Below are 13,627 nucleotides of genomic sequence, written 5' to 3'. Positions count from 1 at the left end.
AATACAGTGCTCCAATTTGTGATAATCGACTGATACAACACCACTTATCCCGGGAGAAGCGTAATGCGCATCGCTCTGCTTGAAGATCAACAAGAACAGGCGCAGCACATACAGTCCATTTTGTCGGAGTATGGGCACGACTGCGACAGCTTTCCTACAGGCCAAAGCTTCATCAGCGCGGCACTGCACCGCAGCTATGACCTGATGATTCTGGACTGGCAGATTCCCGACATGACCGGCATTGATGTGCTCAAAAGCATAAGAGCACAGATTAACTGGCCAATTCCCGTAGTGTTTCTCACTCAGCGCGACAGTGAAGCCGATATCGTTGAAGCCCTGGACGCTGGCGCAGACGACTTTATTGCAAAGCCCGCACGGGCAGCGGAATTAGTGGCACGCATTAACGCCTTGGCACGCCGCGCCAATCCAGACAGCGAAAAGGAAGTCCTGGTATACGGGCCTTTTGAAGTCAACACGCAACACAGAACCATAGCCCTTCACGGTGAAGAGCTGACCCTGACCGACAAAGATTTCGATCTGACCTTATTCCTGTTTCAGAATCAGGGCCGCCTGCTCACCCGTGAAGTCCTTCTGGAGCGGGTTTGGGGCTTGGCGCGCGACATCAATACGCGAACGGTAGACACTCACATGAGCCGCTTGCGGCGGCGGTTGGGCTTGAATCCGGAAAACGGGTTCCGCATCAAAACAATTTACCAGCGCGGTTATCGCCTTGAAGCCATGAAAGCCGAGGCTACCACTGAAGAATGATTGAAAACCCTGTGCCCTTTCTCACTAAAGTATTCCTGATGCTGGCTTTGCTGGCATTGGGCGCACCTGTGAGCGCAGAACTTTCACTTACACGCGGTTCGGCAACAACCATCGCGAACGCCTCCAGCCAAACTGCGCCTGAGTGGGTTTATACTCTGAAAGCGGGCGAGAGTTTTACCGAAGTAGCCAGCGATCTTCTGATTAAAAGCTATAGTGCTGGTCGACTGCTGCAATACAACGCTATCGAAAACGCCGCCATGCTGGGAGAAGGCGACCGCATTCGCATTCCCTTATCCTGGCTCAAAAGACAACCCGACCCCGCACGTGTCACCTCGGTTTCTGGCAGCGTTCAGCTGATATCCGGCATTGACGGGCGTAAAAAGCCTCTGGCAAAAGACGCACTTATACGGGTAGGCGATGAAGTGCTTTCTGCCGCTGGCGCCGCAACCATTGCATTAGCAGATGGCTCAGAAGTGCGCATATCTCCAAATTCAAGACTGATCTTCAACCGGCTAACCCAGTATGGAAAATCAGGCATGGTTGATACACGGCTGAGATTGAACCGGGGAGAAGTGCACACTCGAGTAAAGCCAGTCATTGAAGGTGGCGCCCGCTTTGAGATCGAAACGCCTTCTGCCGTCGCTGCCGTGCGTGGCACAGCATTTTCTCTGCAAACCGGGCCTGAAGGCACCCGTTTGCAGGTAACCGAGGGCGTTGTTGAGTTTGGGGCCCCTAACCGGACCCACCAGATTCCTGCAGGCTACAGTGCCACAGTTGCCAGCTATAGCAGCAGCAAACTGAACATACGGAAGATGCCAGCCGCTCCCGAAATCAACTCACTACCACCGGTGCTCAGGCAACTCCCGGCAGAGATGACCTGGAAATCAGCCCAATCAGCCAAGTATCGCCTTGATATCTTTGAAACAGAAAGCGGGCGCTGGGTTGAAAGCCGTGAAGTAGACGGGAACCGTTTCGATATCAGCCGCCTGGATAACGGGCAGTATGTTGTGCATTTGGCGGCACTCGACCCGCAAGGCATGACAGGAATGCCCGGTATCCTACCCATAGAGGTTGACCTGCAAGCTCGCACAGCCAGCCTGCTTACGCCCGAAAACGGTGGCAGCGTGAACGACGACATGCCGGAGTTTCGCTGGGTACTTAAAGGTGAAAACGAAGTGGCCCGGGTTGAAATTGCTGAAGACGATACTTTCCGCAACCTGATTGCAACCAGTGAATGGGCTCCGGGGACAACGGCCCTGCCCTCCCGCCCCTTGAGCCCAGGTCAATATTATTGGCGCGTAGTAACAGAAGCCGGCGGGAACTCGGTAGCAACCACCCAGCCGAGAAAACTGATTGTAAATGGCACCCTCCCGCCGGTGCGAATCATCAGCATCAACTACATCGACAGCCAGGTTCGTGTGTTCTGGGAAAAGGTGGATACGGCGTCGAATTACCGGTTACAACTGGCAGAAGAGCCCGGTTTTAACGACATAATTAAAGAAGCTACACTACCAGACACCACAGCGGCCTTGCGTCTTATTCCCGGAAGGCGGTATTTTGTGCGCCTGAAAGCACTTTCTGACGGCCCATTGCAGAGCCGCTGGGGACCAGGGAGGGAACTGTACCTGGAATAACTTCGAACACTTAACGCGCAAAGCAGGACTCATGAACCGGGATTGGTTGCCAATTAAGACGACTCCATGGACGCTCGGTCTGTCACTCCTGCTCCTGTTTTTGCTCGCCGAAACAACGGAGTTGCCCCAACGTATTGATTACTGGCTCCTGGACTCTGCCCTGCTTGCCAGCCCTGCTTTTGTTTCTCCCGACATAGCCATTGTCGCCATTGACGACCACAGCCTCGCCCAAGAAGGCCGCTGGCCCTGGCCAAGACAAACCCACGCCGATCTTATCAGGAAGCTGCACCAAGCCGGCGCAAGCACCATTGTGTTCGACATATTGTTCATAGAGCCTTCTCCAGACGATGGGGACCTAAGCAGTGCCATGCAGGACCATGGCAAAGTAATACTGCCCATTCATCTGGCACCCTCGAGCTCTCGCCTTTTACTCAGCGAACAGCTTCCTCCTGGCGACCTTATCTCTGCAGCGGCCAGCCTTGGCCATGCACATGTTGAACTGGACCATGACGGCATCGCCAGAGGGCTCTATCTGTTTAATGGCATGGGGCGACAACTCTGGCCCAGCCTTGCACTTGCAGCATCAGGTGTTGGCCCCCGAAAACCTGCCACACAAGGGCTGCCTGCCTTTGTAAACGTTAGGGACGACTATCGGATAGTTCCGCTTGCAGGTGGAGCCGGCACCTTACCTACCTACTCCTACAGCGACGTACTTGGCAGCCCTCCCGCACCGGACACATTCGGTGGCAAAACGGTCTTTGTTGGGGCCACGGCAGCGGGCCTGGGAGATATATTACCCACGCCTTTCTCCGGTCTCAGCCAGCCGATGTCGGGAGTGGAGTTTCATGCAAACACACTTTCCGCCATCAATCAGCAGCTGCTCATCAGGACAACTCCCAAATGGGTTGGCATTGCTCTGGCAATGATCACCCTTGTAACCTTGGCCTTGCTGTTGCCGCGAATACGCCCTGCACGCACCTTGCTGGCATGCCTCATGACCAGCGGAGCAATTGTTGGAATGTATCTGGTTATGGTGAGTGTATTCCAGATCAGGCTTTCGGTTGCTCACGCGTTGATCATTCCCCTGCTTGCGTTTCCCATATCCAGCGGTCTGCGCCTGGCCATGGCCAACCAGTTTCTGAACCGGCAACTCGATGAACTGGTGCGCAGCCCCAGAGTCGCCTTACCGGAGCCATCAAAGCGCCCGGCAACCCAGCTTCTTGAACACTTTCAGGCGCTGTTTCAGCCCCAGGGCTGGTTACTGGTGGAAGCGCAAAACATTCTCTCCATACGAAACCTGAATCTGGCTGATATTCCCGGCAATCTGGAACCGGGGCTCTGGCACCACAGCGGCAATCAAAGCTGGATTCGGTTCTACCGTGGAAGCGACAGCTACACATTGGGATTTACGCTCCCCAACGACCTCAGCCGGGAGGCGATACAGCGCTATTTACGCCGCCTTAAGCTTTCAGATACTGCACACGCTGCAAAAAACCCAAAACCCAGTGAAAATATTTCAGCGCGCATTGAGCGCGTTAAAGTTGCGACTGAGCGCCTGAACCACATTCAGGAATTTATCCGCCGCAGCTTTGAACGCATGCCTGATGGCATTATCGTTACTGACGAGCTCGGCATCATCCGGTTTGCCAACGGCCACATTGAGGAGTGGTTCGGAGAGCCCATGCCAAGCTTGGGCGGCTTACCATTGACGCGACTTCTTGAAGGGCACGACCCGCGGGAAACACCACCCTGGCATGAAACCGTTTCTGAAACGCTCACGCTTCTGCAAAGCCGGACCGTGGAACTCAAAATCCGTGAGAAAGACTTCCTGATCCATTTCGCACCCTTTGCTCTTCCCGACAGCGTGCAATACGGCATCATTGCGAACATTTCTGACATATCCGAACTGCGGGAACAGCAGCGCCAACACCGCGAAGCCATCGACTTTATATCCCACGATGTACGCTCACCCCTGGTGTCGCAGCTGGCACTTATCGAGCAACTGAAGCGCGACCCGACTCATGTCGACCAGAGCCAACTGGAGCAATTGGGGCGCCTGGCAAGACGAAGCTACCATTTGGCGGAAGAGTTTGTGCAGCTGGCACGGGCCGAGCAGCTGACCGAGACCCGCTTTTATGAATGCGAGTTTTTGGCCATTGTTGAAAATGCCCGTGACAGCGTCAGTGAGCAGGCCGTAGAGAAACGAATTTCACTGCAACTCCAAGGGACTGAAGATTTATGGTTAAGAGGTAACGCAGAACTGCTTGAGAGGGCCGTGATCAACCTGCTAACCAACGCGGTGCAATACAGCCCAACTGGCTCGGCGGTGAGTCTTCAAGTGTTTCGAGCCGGGCATGAAGCATGCCTGACCATTACTGACGAAGGCGCTGGTATCGATCCTGACGAACTGCCTTATCTGTTTGACCGCTATCGGCGCCAAAAAAGCAGCGAACTGGCAGGTGTTCACGGCACTGGCCTGGGGCTTTCGTTTGTAAAAACCGTTGTAGAAAAACACCGCGGGGAGATATACGTTGTGTCCAGCCCCGGGGAAGGCTCATCGTTTACGCTTAAACTCCCCATTGCCGACCCCTTGTCATAAACCCTGCGAACCCGCACTTATAATCAGCAGGCCGGCCACGCCCTTTCTTCAGGATTTGATTTCCTTGTTAACAATTGCTGAAGGTGCGCTCAACAAGCCATTGCTATCCTCAACCAGTATCGTGAAGTACCAGACACCAGCATCCAGATTATCCACTTTGTGAGTCATCTGGGCATAATCCTGGGCGCCTTCCACAACAACCTTATGGTCCAGTTTCTCGGCATCTTTTCCGTACTGAATAATGTACTTGTTCAACTCACCCATTGGGATTCTATCGCCATTAACGCGACTTTCGGGAGCGCTCCAGCTCAGCACCGCCGCATTTTCGACCTCTGGATAAACGGTCTCATTGTTGGAGCCTACAGGCCCTTGGCTGCCGGAATCAGAACCGCCACCACACCCAGCAAGCAAAACTCCCATAGAAAACGCGGCGATCCATGCCTTCGACACTTTAATGACGCGTTTCATATCACTTCTCCACCAATAATCCGTCGCATTTGTTAAATTGTACAAAACGCCGGCGATTATCAATGTGAGGCCTGTCATTCCCTTAGTTAAAAATTCGTCAATATACCGTCACCAAATCGTAATAAATTGAACGGATAACCGTGAACCTTTGATTGGTCAGGCAATTTTTTGCCCGACACTTGATGTAGGCGCTTACCGAGGGGGTGAAAAAATTTGCAGCTGATATTTCGGGGTTGTGTTAGGAGATAGAAAAGAGTTAAGGAGGGGAAGCGGTAGCTTGAGGATATTGCCCGACAAGGGCCCCAACGGGACCCTTGTCAAAGGATTAGTAGCCGGTACCCCAACCTTGCGGAACCGAACCTTCGCGAATTCGCTGAGGGTGGTCACCAACATCCACGCGAGCAATTTCCTCAGCACGCTCGATGTTGATCACAGATATCTGATCGGTGCCACTCCAGGATACGAAGCAGTTTTCTCCGGATTTGTCCCGGGTGATCCAATAGGGCTTCTTCCCGAGGCCTTCCAGAATTTCGTACTCGAAACTCTCACGATCAACAATGGCCACGTAATCGCTCATGGTGCCAGCAACACAAAGCTTTTCATCGTTGCCGCCCATGGAAATACCGTGGTGGGCAGAATCGTTTACGTAGCGTTCCACGGGAAGGTTGGGCACCAAATTAGGCAAATCGGCCACGCGAGTAATCCGGTCGTTCTCCATGTCGTATTCCACGAAACCATGGAAGAACGAAAGCTGGAAATAGAAGAACTTTTCATCTTCGGTGTGTGCCATCGGGCGAATCGCCGGGCTCATACCGGGGTAGCCCGCCTCTGCCAGTTTGTCGCTGATATCAAAGCTTTTGATTTCCTCAAGCGTGTCGGCGTTAACCACCTTGAAGATGCGGTTTCCCTTGATATCCCTGAGTGCCCCCCTATCGGCCAATGTGAATACGTGGCCAATGCTGGCGTGATAAATTTTCTTGCCATCTTTGGAGTAAACATTTTCGTGGGGTGAATCTCCTGTTGGAAATCTTCCCCGCTCCTTGCCCGTGCGCACATCCAATATGTGTACAACTTTGCCAGTGGATGCAGACACTGCAACTTCGGTTCCATCTGGCGACAAGGCCATGTGATCCGAACGATACCCCTCAACCTCAAAGCGCCACACAATCCTGTTGGTTGCGATATCTATAGCAACCACATCTGCAAAGCTGGGACGGGAGACGATCAGTAATTTTCCGTCCCGGGTGCTGTACATATCGTCCACATACTGATCGTTACCTTCACCGATCAGATGACGCACAACCTGAAAGAAAAACAGCTTATCCGGGCGCCAGATTATTTCCCGAAGGCGTTTTCTCCTGTCAGGAATGCCATTGATGCGGCCAATCCTTTCATAGGTTTCGGCATCAATAACATCGATCATGCCTTCCCAATTGTTGCCGACAAACACTGCCTCGCGGGCGTTGCTTCCAGTCCCGGCAAGCGCATTGAATGACAGCGTAATGAGTAGTAAGAGAGAAACTCTGATTGGTCTCACGATTCAGTCCCTTTTTGTAGTTGTTGGTTTAACCCAGCCCAACCACTACGAGACAAAACGTCTATCCCGGTCGGCGCCAAACTGTAGCAACGCCAAAAAGCATCGTGCATGGCAGAAATGACACAGGCCCGGGCTTCTGGGCCAGCGTCGTTTTTATGGACACTTAAAGGAGTCGGCCGTCAGGCCAACGGCAGCGCTGAAAGCAGTATATTCCGCCGCACCATGTGCTCCTGCATCACCGCCAGCTCTTCGCTCGCCATGTGTTCGGCAATGGCGAGAAGCTCCCCGTCAGCTCGGCCTTTCAGCCTTGTCAGGGCGACGGACTGGTTACGGTGCACTTTGGGTTGGTTAAATGGCGTGTGCTTGCCAAGTTCACGCCAACTGGCAGGGACGAGTGTGCTGCCTTTGCCCTGATCGAGAGCGAGGGACTGCCCGGATGGGTCGAAATCGAAAAACCAGGCAAGTTTGTCTGCGGGTTGATTGCTGACCAGCTCTGTAACACCGCGAACGTTTTCCCTGTGCCCCCGGTACAGGATGATTGAGTCCGCGAAGGAATCCGGAAGCATGATATCCCCCCAGTAAGGCATCAACCCCCCGTTTTCGATAATCACTAAATTCTGAGTTTTAACGTGTTCAGCATCCAGGCAGTCCGGTCGAACGCTGAGCACACTGCCCTGAGGTGTTGTGACATTCTCACCGCTTACCCTTAAATGTGCAGTTCCGGCAGTCGCCAACACAAGCAGTTCGCCGAAGACTGAATCAGGGCTGAGCTTTTCACTGGCATTGTGGCTGGCCATTGCCATGCGGCCACCAGCACGGGAATCATATTGCGGGTCTAAACCATGCTCAGCTTTGGCGTATTCTCTAAGCCGTTGGCGCTCTTCCGGCGTGAAGCGAATCTCCTTGCCAACGACCTGCCCTACACCCGTCTCTGCGCATATCTGGTCCCAGACTTTTCCGCGCCTGACCGATGACTTGCCGCCCCTTAACAAACGCTCAATGGCTGCAATTTCAGCCGGCATTGCTATGCCTCAGGGTGAGGTCAGAAACCATCACATTATCTGGATAGATCCGGTGTGGCACCTGATGGTAGATCACCTCAATATACTGCTGATCCCCATCAGACAAGGATTCGATCTCTGAAACAATGGCCTGCAGCCAATCGGCTTTATCTATCTTCAAGCCAGTGCTGGTCAAGGCTTCAGAAGCAAGAATGCTGCGTTCACCCAGAGCGCCATCAACCACCATCTGAATCAACTCCTCAATGGCTTCTTCTACCGGGTCGTCTTCTTCAACTTCTGTTTCACCTGCTACGTCAAAGTTGACTGTAGCCACGTCATCGGGAACTGGCTTATCTTCTATTTCAACAGGGATTGTGCGGGCCTTTGCAGCAATCTCTATCAGCTCCAGATCGTCGGCTGAATCATAAATATCGCCAAAGCCCTTTATCTGAAACGGCTCTACCGTATTCAGAAACTCCGGAACATACCTCAGGTCCAGATGGTCGATGGAGGGTTCGAATCCGCGGTTGTTAATAAAGTGCGCTTCAAAGGCACCCACCATTCGGCTTAGCCGTTGATCCTCACGCATGCGCACCAGCATTTTGCGCAGCTGGTTAAGGGCGTAGGAGAGGTTCTTCTGTGAGGATTCCAGGGTGGCGGGCAAATGCCGCAATAACAGTCGCTTCAAGAAGGCATCGGAGCCCGCCTGCTCCGCCAGCTCCCGTATACGAAAGCTTTCAAACAAGGTAATCAGACGACCCGCGCGCTCGATAACCCGCTCGTTTTCACGGATGCGCAATTGCAAGTCTGTGATGTAAGCGAAGCCGGTATTGATGTATGTGGCGAAGGCCTCCGTGGCGTTTCGGATATCCTCAATAACATCCGCAAGGCATTCCTTGATTTCACCTTCCAGCCGATCAATATCACTCAGAGCCGATCGCTTTTTTGCTTCTTTGTATTCCAGAAACAGCTCACTGAGTTGCTGCCAAAGAATATCCACCTGAGCATTGGCGTAACGGCGTCGTTCAGACTCGGTGATGTGATCCAGAAACTGAACCAGCACCTTCTTCAGTTGCAGGTCTTCGTTGTCACCAATCCGCCAAACCAGGCGGTGGTGTTCAAGGGTTTCGATCAGGCCAAGGTTGTCATCGGAATCCGGCACCCGGTTGCCGTTTCGCAGGTGGGCCTCCAGAATCGCTTCGCCATATTTGGCCAACGCACGAAGCGTTCCGTGGGCATCATGAGCGCGGGCCATCAGTGCAGCCTCATTTGCTCGGAATCTGTGTCGTCAGAGCCCTGAATGCCTTCGTGGGTCTGTATGAATGTCATGGCATCGTACAGCCAGCTCCAACGGCCAGTGGCCCTGAAAAGGCTGCCGCTGGTGCCTACCGACTTCAGGTACCCCATCTTCTCCAGACTGGAGAGCACAGCACGAATCTGGCCAGCAGAGTCTGCACGCTTGGTATGAAACACCTTTTTCTCCGCCAGCGATCTCAGTTTCGATTCCAATGCAGGCGCTGCCGCAATGCGATCCAGAATGGCGCCCTCAGACAGCTTGTCCCCGGGCAAAATCGGCCGGTCGTTTGCCTCCAGCATCATCACAAGCCGCAAAAACTGCACAAAGGCTTCAAGGTTGTTGGCAACATCCCGAAACTGGTGGCGAATCGCATCTTTGGTATCGGAGTCGGAGGTGTCCAGATAGGCGCAAACGAAGGCATCGTGAGCACTGGTCTGACGAAGCGTTCGATTTATCTGAGCCAGGAATCGATTCACAGAATCCTGATTGGCGGGCATAAGAAGGTAGTTGTACAACTCATCGTCACTGACCTCACAGATAACCCGCTCCTGAAGCAGGGCCGTTACGGTTCGCTCGAATAACGGACTACTCATGGTTTGTCACCTCATCTGCTACTTGTACATCCTGGCTCACGCTCGAGAACAACTCCGCGTGTTTTCCTTCAATCCCGGAGGATTCGTAGGTGTGAATCCGTCCCTGCTTGAGGGAGATCTTATTCTCAAAGAACTTCCTCAAACTTCGGTCCAGCTTCGGGCAGGCAGAAATCATGGTGAGATTATTGGCCTCCAACATATCCGCCAGATGAGAGATGTTGTTGGGGCTGAGCGTGCCCAATTCATCTATGGGCCAGGTAATGCGCGTGTTCAAATCCGGGCACAGGTAGCGGGTGAGCCCCATGAATACAGTCATTATCGCCAGATAGGTCAGGCCGGTTGAGCTGGCCGACAGGAAGTCCGCATCGGTGCGGATGACCACCTGGCGGTCGTTTTCTTTCATTTCCAGGCGCATGTCGATCATCGACTCAACGCTGTCTTTTACCTTGGCATCACTGAGCGTGTCTGTAACCAGTTTAAAACGGCGCAGAATGGCATCGCTCGGTAGAGAGCGGCGATTCATTTGAATCCAGTTTTGCCATTGACCCACAAACTCTTTCAACGGCTGCCAGGTTTCGTCTTCGTAAATTCTGGGTTCCAGCACAACCTGTATGTCGCTCAGGCTTTCAATGTGCTGGTCGGTATTAATCTTTCTTTTCAGAAGGCTGGAAACTGCCTTCACTTCTCTAGCCATGACTTCCAGGCTGTCGAAATACTTCACCAGGCTGCCGGCTTCCGACACAAACTGGTCAATCAGTGCATCGCGAAGCTGGGGTATATCGGTATCCAATAGCTCTCGCAAATCCGGGACCCGCGCCAGCTTGAAGCTTTCCTCATGGTCCAACACCTCGCCCGTCATCTGTCCGCGCCGATAGGCTGATAGCTTCTGCCACGCCTGCTGGATTTGGGTGTTGTCGTACCGGTTCAAAATGGCTGTAGCCTGATCGAAAGTGCCCACCACCTCTCTGCGCAGCTGCTCCAGCTTTTGGTAAGCACCCTGAAGCTCCTGGGTAAGATCGGCCATATTGCCCGGAAAACCTTCGGAGAACGTATTGCTCTGGAAATGCTTGAGCACAGCCTCTGCCGCTTCCGTTTGATCCCGCAGGTTTTTGATTGCTGCTTGATGCTCAGCAATAGAGACCTTCAGCTTGCTGTCCTGCTCTTTCCATGAGCGCTCTGCTTGCTCCCGGGTACGGGCGGCAGCCTCACATTTTGCCTTGGCTTGATTGGCTTGCTCGGTAAGCACTTCAACCTTGCACCACTCCTGCTCGCGCCATTTGCGATAGCCACGCACAAGGTCTTCAGACGCCACAATGGTTTCGACAGTGTCTTTGAGCTTGGCTAACGCCTCTCGAGCCTTTTGAACTTCCTTGGGATCAATCCCCTCTTCCGAAAGGCGCTGATCGTATATCTGGCGCTTACTCTTGAGCCGTGCTTTGTGGTCGGAATCCGCAGAAGCTATCAGCTCGCTTTGGTGGTCTATGCTGGATTGCAGCTCAGACTCTCTCTCTGCCCAATGAGCGCGCATATCCAGCACTTGTTGCTGGAATCCGGATTCAACCTCTCGTACGCCCTCACCCGTTTGCTCATCGAAGGCCTGCAGCTTGCCCTGGACGGCTTCAAGCTCTTTTGTGATTGTTGCAATCCGAGCGGCCTGCGCCTCTTTAACACGCTGGCGTACGTTAGCCAGTTTGTTCTGCGCGTTATCGCGGGCACGTTTGACCAGCGAGAACTCAGTTTCCAGCCGGTCGGCAGCGGCGGCTCGTTCCTTGTAGGTCTCATGCCTGCGCTGGGCCTCGCGCTCGGTATCCGCCCGCTGCTTGAACGCGGCCTGGCGCTCTGTATCTATGTTCCGGCTGCTTTCCTGCAAGGCTTCTTCAGAAGCTGCAAAATCCGGAATTGGCAAGGTATCCAATGCGAGCTGCCAACCCATAACAGCCGTGCTATTTGCAGTATGATCGCGGGTAGGTGAAAGATCCTTTCTGTGCAGCAGATCGGGATTGACGACTTTTGCCAAGTGGCTGCCCCACTCCGGGTCCTGGGCCCGCAGCTGTGATAACCAGGTACCGTCTTCAGGGGCAATCTGCCGTTGCAGTTCGTTAAACTTGTCTTCCAGCGCCTGGACCTTGTCATCCATTTGCTGAACCTGATCCTGCGCAACTTTCCAGTCCCGGTCTGCCTGATCTCTTTTACGTCCAGCTTCTAACCGATTTTCATGGGCCAGAGACACCTGTTCCGATGCTTCTTCTGCGGCCTGCTCAGCAACCGCAATTTCCTGCTGTTCAGTTTCCGTTTGCCCCGGGTTTTCCCGCAGCGCTAACAAGCGAGCCTGCTCACTCGTCAGTTCCGAGCGCTCCTCTGAACGGCCACCCTTGTACTCAGATACCGCCGTAACCTGACTTGTTTTGATGGAATTCAGTTTCAGATCATAGGCATGCTTTGCTGAGGTAAGCGCGTCAGTAGCTTCCCTCAGCCGCTGCTGGCGCTGAGCCTGCTGCTTCTCATGCTCGCGCTGGATACTTTGCTTTTCCTGCTCGTACTCGCCTTCTATCTCAGAGGCCTTACCCGTCAGGCTGTCGTAATCTGCTTGCGCTGTGGCCAAGCGCTGGCGGTAGTCGGCGAGATTATCGAAACTCTGGGCCAGCTCTGAGAGCCCATCCTCTTCATATCTGTCGTTCTGCTTGTGCAGGGCGGCTACTTGCCCGTCCAGGGATTCAAACTCGGCATTGCGATCCGTTACCTCGCGGGCCAGTTGGCGATCGCTGTCTTCAAACTCCGCTCTTCGATTGCTTCTATCTGCCTCAAGCCGCTCTTTCTGCTCCCCAAGTTCACTGACCTTCACCCGGGCTTCATCAACAGACGCATGCAGATTGGCTACGGACTTATCCGCCTGCTCAAGAATCGCCCTGCGTTCTGCGTCCTTTCGCAAACATTCACGGATTTTTGCTTCCTCACCCGCAAAGGCAGAAAGGCTTTGTATGTCCGCGATCAGGTCTTTGCGATCAATGGCGCGAGGCTTGGCATGCTGGTGGATATTCTCGAACTGGGTTTCGCAGATCATGGTTTTGAAACTGCTGAGCAGCCGGTGCTTGTTCAACACCACATGGGTAAGTCGCTCAATGTTGGTCATCTGGGTGTCGCTGTCACCCAGACCATGCTCGGCCGCCAAGGCGCGGAGCGCTCGTGCATCCGCAGGCAACCTTTTCAGCAACTTTTGATTCCGCTGAATAATGGCCCGGTAGCTGGTAATGGTATCGATCATTTTCGAAGGGTTAACACCCCGGCTACGGAGCGCAGCAAACACGTCATCTGCACTGGCCCCGGCTTGAAGCAACGGTTTCACCTCTGGCGAGAAAAAGGTCTCCTCAGCAGAGCCAGCCACAAACCGGTAGCAGGGTTTTCCCTGTGCATGGCGATACATCACCGCACAGTGCAGCCCCGTGCTTCGCCGGTACTCGAAAATGATGAGGCTTTGGAAGGTGGGCAGGTAGTAGTCCAGAAAGGACAACTTGCCCGAAGCTTTGGTAACGATGCGCTCTGGCTCTTCGCCAAAAAATGCCGGTATAAGCGCCAGGACAGAGGTTTTGCCGGCCCCGTTCACACCACCCAGGTGCGTACGTTCGCGGCAGTCGATTTTGATGGTTCGCCCCTTCACTTGCTTGAAGGAGTGATGAAGGATGATGCTTTCTAGTCCGTAGCTAACAGTCTCGCCAGACAAACTGATTTCCCC

At 53.7% G+C, this 13,627-nt stretch carries 9 protein-coding genes; 3 read left to right on the top strand and 6 right to left on the bottom strand.

All coding sequences use genetic code 11. The features are described from left to right. Positions 1-63 precede the first annotated feature (63 nt). Genes FE848_RS13555 through FE848_RS13545 form a run of 3 tightly spaced genes read left to right on the top strand, consistent with a single transcriptional unit; the run spans position 64 to position 5,001 of the window. Positions 64-768, top strand: coding sequence for a response regulator transcription factor (locus FE848_RS13555; protein ID WP_200203980.1), 705 nt, complete (start codon positions 64-66; stop codon positions 766-768). Then, complete coding sequence (locus tag FE848_RS13550) at positions 765-2,402, top strand: FecR domain-containing protein (protein WP_200203978.1); 1,638 nt, start codon at positions 765-767, stop codon at positions 2,400-2,402. Before FE848_RS13555 ends, FE848_RS13550 begins: the two co-directional genes overlap by 4 nt. A 31-nt stretch (positions 2,403-2,433) precedes the next feature. Next, positions 2,434-5,001, top strand: coding sequence for a CHASE2 domain-containing protein (locus tag FE848_RS13545; protein ID WP_200203976.1), 2,568 nt, complete (start codon positions 2,434-2,436; stop codon positions 4,999-5,001). 48 nt (positions 5,002-5,049) lie between these two features. On the opposite strand, the gene FE848_RS18750 is transcribed toward FE848_RS13545, so the two are convergent. The 6 genes from FE848_RS18750 to FE848_RS13515 all read right to left on the bottom strand — a co-directional run bounded on the left by FE848_RS18750 (position 5,050) and on the right by FE848_RS13515 (position 13,615). Further along, complete coding sequence (locus FE848_RS18750; protein ID WP_227715345.1) at positions 5,050-5,469, bottom strand: hypothetical protein; 420 nt, start codon at positions 5,467-5,469, stop codon at positions 5,050-5,052. Positions 5,470-5,794: 325 nt separating this feature from the next. Next, positions 5,795-7,006 (bottom strand): YncE family protein, encoded by a 1,212-nt coding sequence (locus tag FE848_RS13535; protein ID WP_200203974.1) that lies wholly within the window; start codon positions 7,004-7,006, stop codon positions 5,795-5,797. Between the two features lie 179 nt (positions 7,007-7,185). Next, positions 7,186-8,028 (bottom strand): hypothetical protein, encoded by an 843-nt coding sequence (locus tag FE848_RS13530; RefSeq protein WP_200203972.1) that lies wholly within the window; start codon positions 8,026-8,028, stop codon positions 7,186-7,188. Next, positions 8,018-9,262: a hypothetical protein gene (locus tag FE848_RS13525; RefSeq protein ID WP_200203969.1), complete on the bottom strand. Its 1,245-nt coding sequence runs from the start codon at positions 9,260-9,262 to the stop codon at positions 8,018-8,020. The genes FE848_RS13530 and FE848_RS13525 overlap by 11 nt, the downstream gene beginning before the upstream one ends. Beyond that, positions 9,262-9,897, bottom strand: coding sequence for a condensin complex protein MksE (locus tag FE848_RS13520; RefSeq protein ID WP_200203967.1), 636 nt, complete (start codon positions 9,895-9,897; stop codon positions 9,262-9,264). Before FE848_RS13520 ends, FE848_RS13525 begins: the two co-directional genes overlap by 1 nt. Then, on the bottom strand, positions 9,890-13,615 hold the full coding sequence (locus FE848_RS13515; RefSeq protein ID WP_200203965.1) for an ATP-binding protein: 3,726 nt from the start codon (positions 13,613-13,615) through the stop codon (positions 9,890-9,892). Before FE848_RS13515 ends, FE848_RS13520 begins: the two co-directional genes overlap by 8 nt. Positions 13,616-13,627: the final 12 nt, after the last annotated feature.

This window comes from Marinobacter sp. 1-3A (assembly GCF_016597775.1).
Taxonomy (GTDB): domain Bacteria; phylum Pseudomonadota; class Gammaproteobacteria; order Pseudomonadales; family Oleiphilaceae; genus Marinobacter; species Marinobacter xiaoshiensis.
This window is presented reverse-complemented; position numbering and strand designations above follow the sequence as displayed.

Bases quoted from the DNA above. Each gene is read 5' to 3' on its own strand.
- FE848_RS13555 (WP_200203980.1), top strand. From the start codon at position 64: ATGCGCATCGCTCTGCTTGAAGATCAACAAGAACAGGCGCAGCACATA.
- FE848_RS13550 (WP_200203978.1), top strand. From the start codon at position 765: ATGATTGAAAACCCTGTGCCCTTTCTCACTAAAGTATTCCTGATGCTG.
- FE848_RS13545 (WP_200203976.1), top strand. From the start codon at position 2,434: ATGAACCGGGATTGGTTGCCAATTAAGACGACTCCATGGACGCTCGGT.
- FE848_RS18750 (WP_227715345.1), bottom strand. From the start codon at position 5,469: ATGAAACGCGTCATTAAAGTGTCGAAGGCATGGATCGCCGCGTTTTCT.
- FE848_RS13530 (WP_200203972.1), bottom strand. From the start codon at position 8,028: ATGCCGGCTGAAATTGCAGCCATTGAGCGTTTGTTAAGGGGCGGCAAG.
- FE848_RS13525 (WP_200203969.1), bottom strand. From the start codon at position 9,262: ATGGCCCGCGCTCATGATGCCCACGGAACGCTTCGTGCGTTGGCCAAA.
- FE848_RS13520 (WP_200203967.1), bottom strand. From the start codon at position 9,897: ATGAGTAGTCCGTTATTCGAGCGAACCGTAACGGCCCTGCTTCAGGAG.